General features: G+C 68.9%; 18 protein-coding genes and 1 pseudogene. 10 read left to right on the top strand and 9 right to left on the bottom strand.

Annotated elements, in window-relative coordinates; all coding sequences use genetic code 11:
• The 7 genes from DIE16_RS03400 to DIE16_RS03370 all read left to right on the top strand — a co-directional run.
• On the top strand, positions 1–783 hold a 783-nt coding region (locus DIE16_RS03400; RefSeq protein WP_260434327.1), incomplete at its 5' end, for a DUF2589 domain-containing protein.
• Entirely contained in the window at positions 767–1,213 is a 447-nt protein-coding gene (locus DIE16_RS03395) for a lysozyme (protein WP_044848970.1), read from the top strand. The genes DIE16_RS03400 and DIE16_RS03395, both read left to right, overlap by 17 nt.
• 165 nt (positions 1,214–1,378) lie before the next feature.
• Positions 1,379–2,521: a poly(3-hydroxybutyrate) depolymerase gene (locus tag DIE16_RS03390; protein WP_124891788.1), complete on the top strand. Its 1,143-nt coding sequence runs from the start codon at positions 1,379–1,381 to the stop codon at positions 2,519–2,521.
• A 55-nt stretch (positions 2,522–2,576) separates the two neighbouring features.
• Positions 2,577–3,119 (top strand): hypothetical protein, encoded by a 543-nt coding sequence (locus DIE16_RS03385; protein WP_124891787.1) that lies wholly within the window; start codon positions 2,577–2,579, stop codon positions 3,117–3,119.
• Positions 3,116–3,736, top strand: a complete 621-nt coding sequence (locus tag DIE16_RS03380; RefSeq protein WP_124891786.1) for a hypothetical protein — start codon at positions 3,116–3,118, stop codon at positions 3,734–3,736. The genes DIE16_RS03385 and DIE16_RS03380 overlap by 4 nt, the downstream gene beginning before the upstream one ends.
• A gap of 111 nt (positions 3,737–3,847) precedes the next feature.
• On the top strand, positions 3,848–4,465 hold the full coding sequence (locus DIE16_RS03375; protein WP_044848966.1) for a hypothetical protein: 618 nt from the start codon (positions 3,848–3,850) through the stop codon (positions 4,463–4,465).
• 70 nt (positions 4,466–4,535) lie between these two features.
• Entirely contained in the window at positions 4,536–5,153 is a 618-nt protein-coding gene (locus DIE16_RS03370; RefSeq protein WP_044848965.1) for a hypothetical protein, read from the top strand.
• 67 nt (positions 5,154–5,220) lie between these two features.
• Here DIE16_RS03370 and DIE16_RS03365 read toward each other — a convergent pair whose 3' ends face one another.
• Positions 5,221–6,108 carry a DMT family transporter gene (locus DIE16_RS03365; protein ID WP_124891785.1) on the bottom strand — a complete coding sequence of 296 codons (888 nt, stop codon included), beginning with the start codon at positions 6,106–6,108 and terminating at the stop codon, positions 5,221–5,223.
• 126 nt (positions 6,109–6,234) lie between these two features.
• Here DIE16_RS03365 and DIE16_RS03360 point away from each other — a divergent pair, with 126 nt between their 5' ends.
• Positions 6,235–7,713 carry a PLP-dependent aminotransferase family protein gene (locus tag DIE16_RS03360; protein WP_124891784.1) on the top strand — a complete coding sequence of 493 codons (1,479 nt, stop codon included), beginning with the start codon at positions 6,235–6,237 and terminating at the stop codon, positions 7,711–7,713.
• 15 nt (positions 7,714–7,728) lie between these two features.
• Here DIE16_RS03360 and DIE16_RS03355 read toward each other — a convergent pair whose 3' ends face one another.
• Complete coding sequence (locus DIE16_RS03355) at positions 7,729–8,637, bottom strand: LysR family transcriptional regulator (protein ID WP_124522463.1); 909 nt, start codon at positions 8,635–8,637, stop codon at positions 7,729–7,731.
• 177 nt (positions 8,638–8,814) lie between these two features.
• Between DIE16_RS03355 and DIE16_RS03350 the strand changes: the two genes are divergently transcribed.
• On the top strand, positions 8,815–9,681 hold the full coding sequence (locus DIE16_RS03350) for an NmrA family NAD(P)-binding protein (protein ID WP_124891783.1): 867 nt from the start codon (positions 8,815–8,817) through the stop codon (positions 9,679–9,681).
• 52 nt (positions 9,682–9,733) lie between these two features.
• Here DIE16_RS03350 and DIE16_RS03345 read toward each other — a convergent pair.
• A pseudogene (locus DIE16_RS03345) lies at positions 9,734–11,166 on the bottom strand (nicotinate phosphoribosyltransferase).
• A gap of 74 nt (positions 11,167–11,240) precedes the next feature.
• A complete protein-coding gene (locus DIE16_RS03340; protein WP_124522403.1) occupies positions 11,241–12,281 on the bottom strand; it encodes a bifunctional nicotinamide-nucleotide adenylyltransferase/Nudix hydroxylase in 1,041 nt (346 codons plus the stop codon).
• Between the two features lie 184 nt (positions 12,282–12,465).
• Here DIE16_RS03340 and DIE16_RS03335 point away from each other — a divergent pair, with 184 nt between their 5' ends.
• Entirely contained in the window at positions 12,466–12,918 is a 453-nt protein-coding gene (locus DIE16_RS03335; RefSeq protein WP_124891782.1) for a type II toxin-antitoxin system RatA family toxin, read from the top strand.
• Between the two features lie 18 nt (positions 12,919–12,936).
• Here the strand turns inward: DIE16_RS03335 and DIE16_RS03330 are convergent, their stop codons facing one another.
• The 5 genes from DIE16_RS03330 to DIE16_RS03315 all read right to left on the bottom strand — a co-directional run bounded on the left by DIE16_RS03330 (position 12,937) and on the right by DIE16_RS03315 (position 16,738).
• The gene (locus DIE16_RS03330; protein WP_124891781.1) at positions 12,937–13,533 is read right to left on the bottom strand and encodes a DJ-1/PfpI family protein; all 597 of its coding nucleotides are present in this window, start codon (positions 13,531–13,533) and stop codon (positions 12,937–12,939) included.
• A gap of 102 nt (positions 13,534–13,635) precedes the next feature.
• Positions 13,636–14,013 carry an adenosylmethionine decarboxylase gene (gene speD, locus DIE16_RS03325; protein ID WP_124891780.1) on the bottom strand — a complete coding sequence of 126 codons (378 nt, stop codon included), beginning with the start codon at positions 14,011–14,013 and terminating at the stop codon, positions 13,636–13,638.
• Positions 14,010–14,156 (bottom strand): hypothetical protein, encoded by a 147-nt coding sequence (locus DIE16_RS36490; protein ID WP_170296473.1) that lies wholly within the window; start codon positions 14,154–14,156, stop codon positions 14,010–14,012. Before DIE16_RS36490 ends, speD begins: the two co-directional genes overlap by 4 nt.
• The gene (locus DIE16_RS03320; RefSeq protein WP_124891779.1) at positions 14,156–15,676 is read right to left on the bottom strand and encodes a DUF4178 domain-containing protein; all 1,521 of its coding nucleotides are present in this window, start codon (positions 15,674–15,676) and stop codon (positions 14,156–14,158) included. Before DIE16_RS03320 ends, DIE16_RS36490 begins: the two co-directional genes overlap by 1 nt.
• A 9-nt stretch (positions 15,677–15,685) precedes the next feature.
• The gene (locus DIE16_RS03315) at positions 15,686–16,738 is read right to left on the bottom strand and encodes an SPFH domain-containing protein (RefSeq protein WP_124522411.1); all 1,053 of its coding nucleotides are present in this window, start codon (positions 16,736–16,738) and stop codon (positions 15,686–15,688) included.

Here is a 16,738-nt window from a genome sequence, read left to right as displayed (position 1 = left end):
GGCGCAGCGCCGGCGGCGGCAGGTGTCGATCCGGCGCGCCACGCGACGCCCGATGCCGCCGGCTGGCCAGCCGGCGCCGCGTCGGGCGTAAATGACGCCCCGGCCGCCGCGGCCGGCGCATCGACCGGCGGCTTGCCGCCCGCTGCGCCTGTCTCGCCCGCTCCGCCGACACCACCCGCTACGCCGACGCCGCCTACGCCACCCGCGCCGCCCACGCCGCCGCCCGGCGCCCCGCCCGACGACGAACGCCCGCCGCCGCGCGGCATCGCGCTCGACGAGATCGCACGCGGGATGCAGCACGCGGCCGCCGCCGCGAACCAGTTGCTCGCGCACCAGTACACCGCCGTGCTCGACCAGTTCTTCGATCTGCGCGACGACGGCCTGCTCGCGCCGCGCGAGGTCACCGTCGCACTCGACGCGGAGCACACGATGCCGGTTCCGCTCGTCGCGCTCGCCACGCCGCGCGGGCTCGCGCTCGACCGGATGGTCGTGCACCTGACCGTGCGCGGCGACTTCACCGAGGCGCTGCCGGCCGGCGGCATCTCGGGCAACGACGACCAGCGCGGCCGCTTCTACGTGACGTTCGCGCCGCGCTCGGAGAAGAAGGACGCCGCGCCGGGCAGTGCGCGGCAGCGCGACACCGAGCACATCGACATCGAAATGCAGTTCGCGGCGCTGCCGCCGCCCGAAGCGATCATGCGCGTGATCGACGAATACACGCATCGCCTGGTGCCGCGCGCACGGCCGGGCAGCAAGGAGAACGACGATGGCGAACCAGCCTGAACGCACCGGCGAGCAAGGCATCGCGCTGATCAAGCAGTTCGAGGGGCTGCGGCTCGCACGCTATCTCGACGCGGTCGGCAAGCCGACGATCGGCTACGGGCACCTGATCCTGCCGAACGAGCGCTTCACGCGCCCGCTGACGCCGGCCGAAGCGGAGGCGCTGCTGCGGCATGACCTGCGCGGCGCCGAGCTGAACCTGCGCAAGCTGTTGCGCGTGCCGGTCACGCAGCAGCAGTTCGATGCGCTGATGTCGTTCGTCTTCAACCTCGGCGCCGGACGGCTGCGCTCGTCGACCTTGCTGCGCTACCTGAACGCCGGCGCGAGCGCGCGGGCGGCCGACCAGTTCCTCGTCTGGAACAAGGCCGGTGGCAAGCCGCTCGCGGGCCTCACGAAGCGCCGCCGGGCCGAGCGCGCGCTGTTTCTGTCGTGAGCGCCGTGACGCCGCACCGGCCGAACGTCACGGGTCGTCGTGCGTGTCGTTCGCGCCATTTCGCAGCGCGTCGGCTGCCCGTAAGCTGAAACCGTCGCTGAAGTCTTGCTGCATCCGTACCGTTACAACCCTTGTCATTCACACTCGTCACGACAGGAGCCCCGCATGAACGTCACCCGCTCGCCCGGCCGCACGACGCTGCCCCGCACCACCGCCTCGCACGTAGTGCGCCGCGCGATGCGCGCCGCGTGCGCCGCCGTCACCGCCACCGTTACCGTTGTCGTCGCCGCCCTGGCTGCGCTCGCGCCGCACGCCGCGCTCGCCGCCCCCGCCGATCCGTTGCCCGCATACGGCGCCGACCTGCAGCGCACGTCGGTGTCGGGGCTGTCGTCCGGCGGCTTCATGGCCGCGCAGTTCGACGTCGCGTTCTCGAGCCGGCTGATCGGCGCGGGCATCGTCGCGGGCGGGCCGTTCTATTGCGCGGGCGCGAACGCGCTGATCCCGCCGGCGGTGGCCGCGACCACGCTGTGCATGCAGCCGATCGGCCCCGCGCCCTCCGCGGCCGACGCATGGCGCGCCGCGCGCACGTTCGCGCAGCGCGACGAGATCGACGATCCGGCCAACCTGCGCGGCCAACGCATCTACGTGTTCAGTGGGGCGAAGGATACGGTGGTGTTCACGCGCGTCGTCGACCAGACCGCGCGCTTCTACACACTCGCGCAGGTTCCGGCCGCGAACCTTCAGTATCGCCAATCGCCGGACGCCGGGCATGCGTTCATCACGAACCGCCCCGAGGACAACAAATGCAGTGCGAACGCGAGCCCGTATATCGACAACTGCGGCTTTCAACAGGCGCACGACATCGTGCGCTGGATCTACGGCACGCCCGACAAGCCGCTCAACGCGCCCGCCGCGCAGGCTGGCGGCAAGCTGCTGGCGTTCGACCAGCGCGCGTTCGATCCGCAGCGCCGCGCGTCGCTCGGCGATACGGGCTACGCGTACGTGCCGGCCGATTGCGAACGCGCGACCTGCGCGGTGCACGTGGTGTTCCACGGCTGCGTGCAGAACGTCGCGACCGTCGGCGAGCGGATGATTCGCGGCGTCGGCTACAACGAGATCGCCGACACGAACCGGCTGATCGTGCTGTATCCGCAGGTCGAGAAATCGGCCGTCAATCCGCTCGGCTGCTGGGATTTCTGGGGCTATACGAGCACCGATCCGCTCCAACCCGGCTTCTACCGCCGCGACGCGCCGCAGATGGCCGCCGTGATGCAGATGGTGCAGCGCCTCGGCGCCGCGCGTCGGTAATCCGCGTAGCGGCTGCCGTCGCGCCGTCATCGCCCCTTCTTCACGAGGAATCGCCATGTTCTCCACGTTCATCGCCCAATGGGAACGCGCGCACGCCGACGCGCTCCAGCTGTTCGGCAAGCTCGCCGCGCAGACGACCGGCACCGGCGGCACGTCCGCCAGCCCCGCGTGGCGCGCGTTCGCGCACACCGCGCTGCTCGCCGGCCATCGCTACACGGATGCATGCCAGGCCGCGACCGACGCATTGTGGCGCGGCCAGCTCGAACGGTTCGGGCTCGGCAGTTCGGCCGCCGCGGTCAAGGAGCTGGCGGCCCTGAACGCGGATCTCGCGACGCGCTTCACGCAGAGCCACCTCCAGCACGCGGGCGCGATGGCCGACGCGGCCGCGCAATACCTCGACGATCTCGGCCGCACGCGCGGCCCGGCCGATGCCGCGATGGCGCTCGGGCGCTTCGCCGGCGACCTGCAGGCGCAGGCGCGTGCGCATGCGCTGCACGTCGCGTCGCTCGCGAACGGCGTCGCGCCCGCGCTCGTGCAGTGGGCCGACCGCACGCTGCGCGACGAACGCGGCACGCCGGATGAGGAGCAAGCATCATGAACATCAAGCTCCGCTTCGTGAACCGCTCAAACGACTGCGGCAACAGCGAGGTCGTGCTGTTCCAGCGCGACGTGATCCCCGATCTGGATACGTTCGCGATCGCGTGGAAGGTGATCCGCTATTGCGGACGCGACTGCTTCCATCCGTTCGACTACTCGACCGACATCGACGTCGCGCTCGGCGACGAGCACGGCAACTTCTCGCCGCGCGTCACGGCGCCCGCCGGCGTGCGCTTCGTGATCGACGCGCAGCCGACCGGACGCGGCCGGCTCGTGCCCGACCCGGCCGACGCGCGGGGCGGCGACATCGAAGTCGTCAATCGGCTGCGGCGCGGCGCCGTGAACGTCAACGCGTTCAGCGCGGGCCGGCTGATCGCGGTGAAGGAAGCGGTCGCGCCCGGGCAGAAGGCGGTGTTCCGCTTCACGCCGACGCTGTGGATCAGCGTGGCGTCGCAGGTACAGGAAAGCCGCGCACTGCACGCGGCGGTGATGTCGAGCGCGAACACGATGCTGCCGCTGGCGGGCGTCGCCGCGGCCGACATCGTGATGACGGGCGGCGGCACCGGCACCGACGCGCAGCCGTTCGCGTTCGCGCTCGAACACATCGTGCGTGCGTAGTGCCGCCCGACACGGCTTGAACCGGCTTGACGGCACGGCTTCGCGGCCGGGCCGGCGGGAAAGGTGTGCGGCAGACCGACTGCCGTTTTTTCAAACTCAAGGAGCAACGACGTGGATATCCAACTGAACCTGATCAACCGCTCGAACGACGCCAACAACTCGAGCGTCGTGATTTTCCAGAAGAACGTGGCGACCGACTTCGACGAACTCGCGATCGCGTGGAAGGTGATCCGCAATTGCGGCCAGGGCGACAACCATCCGTTCAAGTTCCCGATGACGATGAGCGTGAGCGCGAGCGACAGCTGGGGCAACTACATGCCGCAGCAGGTCGCGGCGAACGGCCAGGTGTTCCAGGTCGTGCGCTCCAGCTCGGGCGACGTGCTGCAGCTCGGCGGCGACCCGGGCGCGAGCTCCGAGGTGCAGGTGCGCAACGACCTGCCGGCCGGCGCGATCAACGCGACGATCTACAAGGACGGCAACGCGCTCGCGCGCAAGACCTCCGTCGCGCCGGGCCAGAAGGCGGTGTTCCAGTTCAAGCCGACGATCTGGATCGGTGTCGCGTCGCAGATCGAACAGGGCGCGCTGATGAATTCTGCGGTGATCTCCGACATCAACACGGAACTGTCGCTGCTCGGCATCGCGAGCGCCGACATCGTGATGACCGGCGGCGGCCCCGGCCCGCGCTCGACGCCGTTCACGTTCCGGCTGGAAAACGTGGTGATGGCGTAACGGTCCGTGCGCCGGCGATGCACGGCCGGCGCCCGTTCAATCAGTTATCCGAATCGAATCAAGGTGACTCATGGACATCAATCTCAACTTCGTCAACCTGTCGAACGACGTCAACAACAGCCAGATCGTGATCTTCCAGAAGAACGTGTCGACGGACTTCGACGAGCTCGCGATCGCGTGGAAGGTCATCACCAACTGCGGGCGCGGCGACAACCATCCGTTCGTGTTCCCGTTGTTGACGACCGTCTCCGCGAGCGATGCCGACGGCAACTACATGCCGCAAAAGCGCGCGGACAACGGACAGGTCTTCAACGTGTCGCGCTCGACGTCGGGCAACGTGCTCGCGCTCGCCGGCCCCGCCCCGACGTCGCGCGAGATCCAGCTGCGCAACGACCTGAGCCAGGGAGCGATCACCGCGTCGGTCTTCAAGGACAACCGGCTGCTCGCGCACAAGACGGGGATCGTGCCGGGCCAGAAGGCCGTGTTCGAGTTCAAGCCGACACTGTGGATCGGCACCGCGTCGCAGATCGAACAGGGCGCGGTGATGAATTCGGCCGTGCTGTCCGACATCAACACCGAACTGTCGCTGCTCGGCATCAAGAGCGCCGACATCGTGATGACGGGCGGCGGTGGCGGCACGACCGCGACCGCGTACCAGTTCCGGCTCGCGAACGTGGTGATGGGGTAAACGGCGCACGCGCGACGGCGCACGGGCGGCCCCCGTCACGTCGTCGCGCGAGCGCTCCTTGCGTGAATCAGCCCGCGCGCCGCACCGGCGCCATCTTCGAGAAATACTTCGCACCGGCCACGCAGCCGACGACCACGATCGTCACGACGAGCATCGACGGCGGCACCGTCTCGTGCAGCAGCCCGGCCGCGAGCAGGAAACCGAAGAACGGCTGCAGCAGCTGCAACTGGCCGACGCCCGCGATCCCGCCGAGCGCGAGGCCGCGATACCAGAACACGAAGCCGATCAGCATGCTGAACAGCGACACGTATGCGAGCCCCCACAGCGCGGCGGCGTCGACGCCGTCGAACGTCGCGGGCCACGTGAACCACGTGAGCGGAAGCATCACCGGCAGCGACAGCACGAGCGCCCACGAGATCACCTGCCAGCCGCCGAGCTGGCGCGACAGTCGCGCGCCTTCCGCATAGCCGAGCCCGCACGCGACGATCGCGGCCAGCATCAACGCATCGCCCGCCACCGACGCCTGGCCGCCGTTGCGCAGCGCGAACGCGGCCACCGCGCCGCTGCCGACCAGCGAGAAGACCCAGAACGGCAGCCGCGGCCGTTCGCCGCCGCGCCAGACGCCGAACAGCGCGGTCGCGAGCGGCAGCAGCCCGACGAACACGATCGCATGCGCGGACGTCACGTGCTTGAGCGCGAGCGCGGTCAGCAGCGGAAAACCGACCACGACCCCGAGCGCGACGACGATGAGCGACGCGGTCTCGACACGCGTCGGCCGCTTCTGCTTCAGCGCGACAAGCAGGATCAGGCCGAGCACGCCGGCGATCGTCGCGCGCGCGAACGTGAGGAACAGCGGGTCGAGCCCCTGCACCGCGATGCGCGTCGCGGGCAGCGAGCCACTGAAGATGATCACGCCCAGCAGGCCGCTGAGCCATCCGTCGGTCGTCTTTTGCACGGGAAATCCTGGTCGGAACAAGGTGGATGACCGATGATCCGCCGCCCGCGAAAAGCGCGTAAGCTACAGCCCAATACAATTCGGACAAACTGTACTGGACAACCGGCCGTACAGTTCCCTCCCGCCATGAGCCGTTCCGTGCAAGCCCCTGCTCCGCCCGCGCCGCCGCGCACGCGCGTGGAAACCGTGATGGACACGCTGCGCGCGCGGATCGCGAGCCGCGCGCTGATGCCCGGCGCGCGCGTGCCGTCGATCCGGATGATGGCCGACGCGCTGCACGTGTCGAAATCGACCGTCGTCGATGCTTACGAGCGGCTCGCGAGCGAAGGCGTGCTCGTCGCACGGCGCGGCTCCGGCTTCTACGTGTCGGGCCATGCGCCGCCGCTTGCGCTCGCCGAACTCGGCCCGCGCCTCGATCGCGAACTCGATCCGCTGTGGCTGTCGCGCCAGGCGCTCGAGGCGGCGCCCGGCTCGGTGAAGCCCGGTTGCGGCTGGCTGCCGTCGTCGTGGCTGCCGGACGAGAGCCTGCGACGTGCGCTGCGTGCGGTGTCGCGCGACGAACCCGACGCGCTGACCGACTACGCGACACCGCTCGGGCTGCCCGCGTTGCGCCAGCAGCTCGCATGGCGGCTCGCGCAGCACGGCGTCCATGCGGAGCCCGCGCAGATCATGCTGACCGACGGAGGCACGCACGCGCTCGATCTCGTGTGCCGGCTGCTGCTGGAGCCGGGCGACACCGTCGTGCTCGACGATCCTTGCTACTTCAACTTCCAGGCGCTGCTGCGCGCGCATCGCGCACGGATCGTCAGCGTGCCGTACACGCCGAACGGCCCCGATCTCGCTCGTTTCGAACAGGTGCTCGCCGAACACCGGCCGCGCCTGTACATCACGAACGCGGCGCTGCACAACCCGACCGGCGCGACGCTCGCGCCGCCGGTCGCGCACCGGTTGCTCACGCTCGCGGCCGAGCACGGCCTGCTGATCGTCGAGGACGACATCTTCGCGGATTTCGAAAGCACGCCCGCGCCGCGCCTCGCGGCATTCGACGGGCTCTCGCGCGTCGTGTCGATCGGCAGCTTCTCGAAGACGCTGTCGGCCGCGATCCGCTGCGGCTATATCGCCGCGCGCCCCGAATGGATCGACGCGCTCGTCGACCTGAAGCTCGCGACGTCGTTCGGCAATGCGCAGATCGGCGCGAACGTCGTGCACCGGCTGCTGGTCGACGGCACCTACCGGCGCCATCTCGACGGCCTGCGTATGCAGTTGGCCGATGCGATGGGCGAAACGATCCGGCGGCTCGCGCGCGCCGGGCTCGGGATCTGGACGGAACCGCGCGGCGGGTTGTTCGTGTGGGCCGAGCTGCCCGACGGGCTCGATGCCGCGCGCGTCGCGCGCCATGCGCTCGACCACGATGTGGTGCTCGCGCCGGGCAACGTGTTCAGCGCGTCGCACGGCGCGACGTCGTTCATGCGCTTCAACGTGTCGCGCTGCAAGGGGCCGGCGGTGTTCGATGCGCTCGGGCGGGCGATGGAGGCGGCGCGGATGTCGGAGCACGCGATCGCGCAACCGGACACGAACGGGCGCGCGCTCGCCGGCGAACGTTGACGGCGGGCGAGCGCGCTACTTGCCGGTCGCCACGATTTCCGCGACGAAATCGACGAACGCCCGCACCTTCGCGGGCGGCAGGTGACGCGACGGATAGTAGGCAAACAGCGGAAATGCCTCGCCGCGCCAATCCGCGAGCAGCTCGACGAGCCGCCCCTGCTCGATCAAGCCCGCTACCCCGCTCGCCTTGAAGCGTGCGATGCCCACACCGGCCAGACATGCACCGAGCATCGTGCCGGCGTCGTTGACGAGCAGCCTGCCCGTCGTCCTGACCGGCACGCGCTTGCGGCCGAGCTGATAGATCCATTCGAGCGGCTGGCCGGTCAGCGTGTTGCGCATCTGGATGCACGCATGGCCCGCGAGATCGGCCGGCGCCGCAGGACGCCCGTGCCGTTTCACGTAGGCGGGCGCGGCGACCGTCACCGCGCGCGTCTCCAGCAATTTGCGCGCCACCAGCGACGACGACGGCGGCTCGCCGAACCGCACCGCAACGTCGAATCCGTCGGCTACCAGATCGCCGAGCTGCTCGCGCGCGGCCAGTTCCAGTGACAGATCGGGATGGCGTGCAAGCAACGCCGGAAGGTGCGGCGCCAACACCCGCCGCGAGAAATACGCGTCGACGTTCACGCGCAATCTGCCGCGCACGGCGGCGGCCGAGCCGGCGGCCAGCGTCACCGCATCGCCGATGCCCGCGAGCAGCGGACCGATCTCTTCGTACAGGCGGCGCCCTTCGTCCGTCAGCGTGACCGAGCGCGTCGTGCGATCGAGCAGCCGCACGCCGACGCGCGCCTCGAGCCGGCCCACGGCCCGGCTGACGCCGGACGGCGACAAGCCGAGTGCGTCAGCCGCGCGCGCGAAGCTGCCGCTTTCGACGATCGCGGCCAGCACGCCCACGTTCGCCAGAATCCGCCCGTCGATCCCCAGGATTTCATTCATGACAAACAATCACCAATCAAATGACATGGATTCGATTCCATCAGGAATCGTCGCCTCCTATCATGCAACCCGATGCATCGCGACGGCAAGCCCGAACGCGGCATGCAGTTCCGGCGCCCGCATCTTTCGGCGCGCCCGCTCCCTTCTCGATGAGGATTTCAAACCATGTATGCCATTACCGGTATCACCGGACAGGTCGGCGGCGCGCTCGCCCGAACGCTGCTCGCGGCCGGCCGGCCCGTGCGCGCCGTCGCGCGCACCGCGGATCGCGCTGCGCCGTGGGTCGCGCGCGGCTGCGATGTTGCACTTGCCGAGATGACCGACACCGCCGCGCTGACGACGGCCTTCTCGAACACGGAAGGCGTCTTCGTCCTGCTGCCGCCATGCTTCGATCCGTCGCCGGGATTCCCCGAAACGCGCGCCGTCATCGATGCCGTCGGTACGGCATTGCGCGCCGCTCGGCCACGCAAGGTCGTCTGTCTGTCGACGATCGGCGCGCAGGCGACGCAGGTGAATCTGCTGACGCAACTGACGATGATCGAACAGGCGTTCGACGACTTGCCGATACCCGTCACGTTCCTGCGCCCCGCGTGGTTCCTCGAAAATGCCGCGTGGGACGTAGCAACCGCACGCGACGCCGGCGTCATCTACAGCTTTCTCCAGCCGCTCGACAAGCCGGTGCCGATGGTCGCAACCGAAGATGTCGGCCGGACGGCGGCCGCGCTGCTACAGGACGAATGGACCGGCGCACGCATCGTCGAACTCGAAGGGCCCCGGCGGGTCAGCCCGAACGACCTCGCGAACGCGTTCACCCGCGTGTTCGGGCGCCCGGTGCGCGCCGAAGCCGTGCCGCGCAGCACGTGGGCGGCGCTGTTCGATGCGCAGCGGATGCGCCACCCCGAGCCGCGCATGCGCATGCTCGACGGCTTCAACGAGGGCTGGATCGACTTCGAGTCGGCGCGCGCGGATGTCGTTCGAGGAGAAATCGACGCGGACGCCGTGCTGCACGCCCTCGTCGCCCGCGTCGCCTGAGCGCGACCGGTGCGGCGGCTGGCGTTGCCACGCCGCCGCACCGGTCGCCCGATCACGCCTCCCCCGCGTGCGCCCTCGCCCGCACCTCGGCGAACGTCGTCTCGACCGGCATTCTTCCGGTGTCGAACACCGTTTCGAGCGCGTCGTCCCACTCGCCTTCCAGCGCACGATCGTCCCACGCAACAGGCAGCGTCACCGTCCGGTATTCTCCCGTGCGCCGATTGCGCAGCAACGTGAGCCGGCCCTGCTTCGAGCGCTTGCCCGGATCGGTAACCGGATCCTTGCTCACGTCGTGCCACACGTCGCCGCGCCGGATCGCCGAGCACTTCATCGCGAAGCGCTGCGTGTCGCGATTCACCTGCTGCAGCAGCGCGCCCCCATCCCGAACACGACGTTGCCGGCCGCATAACCCGCGTCGTCGAGTGCGGAAAGGATCGCGTCGATCGACAGCTCGTCGACGCCGTCGCCCTGGATCACGCGCACGCGGTTCAGCACGCGCCGCCCCTTGCCGTTCACGGTCGAGCCGAACGAAGCGTCGAGCGCGCGCACGGTCTGCAGCACGATCTTCACCGGGTCGCCCGAATCGGGACGCACGACGAGCGTCGCGCCCGAATCGATCACCGCTTGGCGCAGCGGGCCACCCCACAGTTCAAGCGCGGCGAACAGATCATAGGAGTCCGACACGACCGACACGATCGCGCCCGGCAAACCGAAGCGAGCGATCATGTTCCGGTACGCATCGGCTTCGTGCTCACGCCCCCACGACGTGATCGTGCTGTGCTCGGCCGCGGGCACCGAATACGCGGCCATCGGCTCGCGATAGAAGCGGTTCGCGGCCAGCACGCCGAGCACCGTGTCCGAACCCATGAAGCTCACGAGGTGTGCCGCGCCGCCGATCGCGGCCGACTCCGCGCTCGATACGCCGCGCGCGCCGAAGTCGTGCAGCTTGAACGGCAGCTGCGCGAGATCGTCGTCGGTCTTCTCGAGAAAGCGGCGGATCGTCTGCCGCAGGTGCCAGCTGCGCGTCGCGACCGTCACCGGGTACCACACGCGCAGCAGCATCGTCTCCAGATACGACGCGAGCCAGAACACCTTCGGGTCGTCGCATTCGACGGTCATCAGCACGTTGTGCACGGGCACGATCGAACCTTCGGGCACCGCGCGGATCCTCACGGGCAGGTAGCCGTCGTAGTGCTCGACGACATGGCGCCAGCCGTCCTCGTTGAACGGCTCGCCGTGCACCGCGAAGAAATCGCGCGCGTCGTCGATCATCGCGTGCGTGACCGGCCGGCACAGATAGTCCTTCAGCAACATCTGCAGGCCGAAGAACAGCGTGCGGTCATAGCGGCCGCCGCGCGACTCGACGTACGAGAACATCGCCTGCGCGTCGGGCGGGTATTGCAGGAAGTGGGAAGCCTTGTACGAATCCGTGTTGAGGATCGGATTGGCGAGAACCGCGGCAAAGCCGCCGGGATCGTTTTGCATGGCTAGAGCTCCTCTAGGCCGTTGAAGTGCCGCCGCGTCTGTCGCGGCGGACCGGAATCCGGGGAATCAGCGTGTCACAGCTTCCCCAGGAAGTGATACGCGATCTCGAAGTGATCCTCGAACATCACGTTGCGCATCTGCGCAAATTCGTTGAGCGGCACCCAGCGCGCCTTGTCGGCGTCGTCGCTGCCCTTCACGCGCGGCAACTCGCCGGTCGGGAAGTTGAACAGGCACGCGTGCGTGATCGTGCGGCCGCGCAGCGAGCGGGTCGGATGATCGAATACCTGGCGATCCTTGATCGAGCCGCGCAGCACGGGCTCCGGCAGCTTCAGGCCGGTCTCCTCGCGCAGTTCGCGGATGCAGGCCGCGTCGAGCCGTTCGTCCTGGTTCACGAACCCGCCCGGCAGCGCCCACAGGCCGCGGCCCGGTTCGCTGCGCCGGCGCACGAGCAGGAGATGGCCCGAGTGCACGACCACCGCGTCGACCGTCACGAACGTGACCGGATACGGTGCGGCCGACCACGCCTTGCGATAGCCGGCGATGAATTCGGCCTCGGCCTTCAGCTGCGCGAATGCCGGCTGCGTGCGAAAGCGTTCGAGCCAGCCGAACACCGGTTCCGGCACGGCCCATTGCACGAAGCTGTTGGTGCGTTCGGCGAAGTACTGATCGCGGATTTCGGTGGCGGAGATGTCTTCGGTCGCATCGACGTCGACGAGCTCCCATTGCGGGAACATCCGCAGGTAATACGACGTGGCGTCCTTCTCGTGGCCGATCAGCCCGACCCTGCGCTGCGCGACGTCGCCGAGCGAGGCGGCCACGGCATCCTGCACCCAGCGCACCCAGTCGCCGTCGTTGTACGTCGAATCCTGCACGGGCGCGACCGTCACGCGCTCGCGCTCGGACGGCTCGAGCAGCGAAGCCAGCATCTGGCGGCGCTCGTCGAACGAGAACGGATCCTTGATGGTGCGGGGCTTGTCCGTCGATCCGATCAGCACGCATACGCGCTCGGCCCGGCTCAGTGCGGACTTCAGCACGTTCAGGTGACCACGATGCGGAGGCTGGAAACGACCAATGAAAACGAGCGCGTCGAAGCGCCGGTTCTGTTGCGTACTCATGAGGCTCCCTCAAGAGATTGAAACGCTTCGGGTCTTTCCCGAAGGCATGGAATCGATCGTAGGGGAATTCCCGGAGAAGGTCAATCGAGCGCGCGCTCGACTTGACGAAGTCTGAAGAATTGCGCGGCTTTGGCGGGTTACACTCGATTTCATCCCGATTACAGCGTTGCGCTTGCTCCCCATCATGAGGATCTCAGTCAGCCGGATCGTCGGCGTCGATCGCAGACGCCTCTTCACGTGGTCGCAGGACTACGCGCGGCGGCTCGTGTGGGACAGCTTCCTTGCCGACGCGTATCTGCCCGACGGGATGACGGCCGACGTCGGCGTCGATGCGTTCTGCCGCAGCCAGTCGGGCGCGACGATGGTGTCGCGCTACATCTCGTACCGTCCGCCGCAGGTCGCGGCCGTCGAAATGGTCGACGGGCCGAAGGTGCTCGAACGCTTCAGCGGCAGCTGGAATTTCACCGAGCACACACCGGGCACGACCGAAGTGAAGTTCACGTATCACTTCCGTGCGCAGCCGTACTGGCTGCGCTGGCTGCTCGAACCGCTGATCGGCGCGTTCTATCTCGTGCACACGCGCCGGCGTCTCGACTCGTTCAAGCGTTGGGCCGAAGCCGAAGCGCTGCCGCGCTGACGCGCGACGCCGCACGCATCAGAGGAACGGCGAAATGTTCGCGATCGCGCGCGACACGTAATCGTCCTTCTCGCCCACCGGCGCGACATAGTGAATCGCACTGCGCGCGGCCTCGATGCCGGCCAGACGCGCGATGAACCACGCGGCCAGATACTGCGACGACAGGCACCCGCCGGCGGTCGCGACGTTCCCGCTGGCCACGAACGGCTGGTCGAGCACGGCCACGCCGGCTTCCTGCACCCACGGCTTCGTGGTCAGGTCGGTACACGCGGGGACATCGCCGAGCCAGCCCAGCTTCGCCAGCACGAGCGTGCCCGAGCACTGCGCGCCGAGCAACTGCCGCGCGGGGTCGAACTGCAATTGCGCCATCAACGCGGCATCGGCGACGACGTCGCGGGTCCGCACGCCGCTGCCCACCAGCACGGCGTCCGCGTCGCGGGCGTCCTGCAGCGACGCTTGCGCGTCGATCGTCACGCCGTTCATCGAGCGCACGCGGCCGGTCGGGCTCGCGATCGACACCCGCCAACCCGGCTGCCTGACCCGGTTGAGAATCCCGAGCGCGATCAGCGAATCGAGTTCGTTGAAACCGTCGAAGGTCAGGATGGCGATGTGCATGGGGACCTCTGCGTGGGGACGTCGTACCGCACGATCATAAGCGGTTCGCGAAATCGGTGCAGCGCGTCGTCGCATGCGCGACCACCGCTGTCGCCCGGCCGCTCATGCGACGCCGCGCGCCACCTGCTGCCGGACCTGCGCGTGCGTGCCGAGCGCGGCGGCGATCGCATCGACCGCCTCGGCGGCGCGCGCGGCGCCGCACATGAACGCATCGACGGCCGCGAAGCCGTGCTCCGGCCACGTATGAATCGTGATGTGCGACTCCGCGAGCAGCACGACACCCGTCACCCCATGCTCGCCGCCGAAGTGATGGAAATGCGCGCCGATCACGCGTGCGCCGGCCTGCTGCGCGGCGTCGGCGAGTATCGTCTCGAGCCGCGCGGCGTCGCGCAGCAGTGCCGCGTCGATGCCGGCGAGATCGGCCAGCACGTGCGAGCCGAGCGTCGCTCGCGGTGCGGCGATACCGTCTCGCGCCGTCATTTGTGCGACCCGTACGATGAATAGCCGCTGCGCGCCGACGAACTGCCCCAGCCGCTGCCGCCCGAACCGCTGCCGCCGAGCGACGCGCAGCTGAACAGCGTGACGACGATCAGCCCGTAAAGTCCGTAGAGGATGTAGCGCATTACGAGTTGCCCCCGTCGGACGCGAAGGCCTTCCACAGCCATTCAGGCAGCCACAGCACGAGCAGGCCGATCAGCACGTAGACGGTGCGGCCGCTGAACGAGAACAGCGACCCCAGGTTGAAGATCACGAGCATCGCGCTGAACACGATCGGCAGCGGTGCGAAGCTGTGCGGCTGCTTCGCGCCGAACAGGCCCGTCGACGTCCCGGCGGAACCCGTTGCGGACGCAACCGCTGCCGTCGCGAGCGCCGGCGTCGCGAAGCGTTCGGCCAGTGCGCCGGCCGACAACGGCCGCGCACGCGACCAGACGATTTCCGCGGCGCTGCGCTCGCGCGTGAGCTTGTCCTTCTGCCAGCCGTAGTCGGCGATCGACGTGCGGTCGCCGACCTGCACGCGCCAGTTGAACGCGCCGACCACGTACACGACTTCCGAGTCGTACGTCTCGCGCAGTCGATAGGTCTTGCCTTCGTCGGTGACGTCGGACTCGCCGCCGATCGTCGGCCAGTGATCGAGCACCTGCACGCGTTCCCAGCGCCCTTCGCTCTGCACGAGCCACAGGAAGCCGCGCTTCGGGTTCAGCAGCAGGTATTCGTCCCACGTCTCGTCGTCGCCCGGCACGCGGCAACGCATCATGCCGATCACCGTGTACTTCACGCCGTCGAACGTGCCGGTCGCACCGAGCTCAAGCGCGCCCTTCACCGCATCGAGCTTGCGCTGCGCGGCGAACACGGTCTGCTGCTCGGCCGTGCACTGCACGCCCGCGTGGCAGCTGCCGCACACGACGTAGTCGGCGAGGTTCGGTGCATACGACAGCGGCGCGCCGCAGCTCGGGCACGCGAACGGCACCATCTGCGCGCCCCGTTTCTCCCGCGTGTCGTTGTCGGTATCGCGCAGCCCCGTGAATGCGAGCGCGTCGAATTCCATCGCTTCGCCGCTGTAGACGGCCGGGCTCCCGCCGTTCGCGTCGGCGTCGGAATAGTCGTAAGTCGCGAATGCATTGCCGGTGCGCAGGTCGACGACGCGCGCTTCCCAGCCCGCATCGATGCGGAACGGCAACTCGCCGTCGCCGCCCGTGCAGCGCGCGGTACGCACGTCGGACACGAGATACGCGCGGCCGCCGTGGTCGATCCGCATGCCCGGTTCGAGCGTGCCGAACGCGGGCCACGCGCCGCCCGACGCATCGTCGGGCTCGCGCACCGTGACCGCATACTGGCCCGACGCATCCGACAGCCAGCCGAACGCGCCGTCGTCGAACACGACGTACCACTCGCTCCACATGCCGGCGTCGTAGGTCATCTGGATGCGACCGAGCACCGTGAACGTGCGCTTGCCGTAGCGCCCAGCCGTACCGATCTGGATCGGCGACGCGTCGTCGAGCACCGTGGCCAGCTCGCCGATGCGCTCGACGTCGGCGCCGCGCTTGAGCAGCGTGCTGCGACAGAACGCGCAGACGGCCATCACCGCCGCCGCCGAGCGAAACTCGACCGGCGCGCCGCACTGGGGGCACGAAGTACTGAACATGCGCGACGCTTACCGGGTGAGCTTCGCGAGGATGTCCGCCTTCGCGCGCGCATAGTCCTCTTCGGTGACGAGGCCCTTGTCGAGCAGCGCCTTCAGCTGTTCGAGGCGTTGCACGTAATCGGTCCCTTCGGCCGGTGCGGCCGGCTGCGCGGCGGCAACCGGTGCCGCGACGGGCGCGGGCGGTGCGGCCGGCGCCGGTTGCGCGGCGCCCGCGATCTGGCCGGCCATCGCCTGCCCGATCGCCGCGCCGGCCGCGAGCCCCGCGCCGACACCCGCGATGCCGCCCGGGTTCTGCGCGGCCAGCGGAATCGCCTGCGCCGTCTGGTATTGCGTCGCGCGGGCGAGATCGCCGGCCATCCCCGCGCCGATCCGCAGGTCGAGCGCCTTCTGCAGCTCGGCCGGCAGCGACACGCTTTCGACCGCGAATGCATCGAGCGCGAGGCCGTAGCGCGTGAACACCGGCACCAGCGCCTCGGCGACGCGTTGCGACAGCAGCGTCTGGTTCGCGGCCATGTCGACGAACGGCACGTCGGCGGAACCGAACGTCGTGCTCATCGCGGTGACGACCAGGTTGCGCAGCTGCTGCTCGAGATCGTCGACCGTGTACTGCGCGCGCGTGCCGCTCACCTCGCGGTGGAACGCGGCCGCATCGACGATCCGGTACGAGTAGATGCCGAACGCGCGCAGCTGCACGAAGCCGAATTCGCGATCGCGGATCGTCACCGGCTGCGCGGTGCCCCAGCGCCGGCCGAGCTGCAGCCGCGTGCTGAAGAAGTAGACATCCGACTTGAAAGGCGACTGAAAGAACTTGTCCCAGTTCTTCAGGTACGTGAGCACCGGCAGCGTGCGCGTTTCCAGCTTGTACAGCCCGGGCTGGAACACGTCGGCGACCTTGCCTTCGTTGACGAAGATCGCGACCTGCGTTTCGCGCACGGTCAGCTGGCCGCCGTACTGGATCTCCTGGTCTTCCATCGGATAGCGCCAGGCCAGCACGCCGTCGGTGTCTTCCGTCCATTGCAGGACGTCGATGAACTGCTTGCGGATAAACGAACCCAGACTCAT

Source organism: Burkholderia sp. Bp9090 (assembly GCF_003857985.1).
Lineage (GTDB): Bacteria > Pseudomonadota > Gammaproteobacteria > Burkholderiales > Burkholderiaceae > Burkholderia.
Note: the sequence above shows the minus strand (reverse complement) of the source record. Positions and strands in the feature narration are given on the sequence as shown.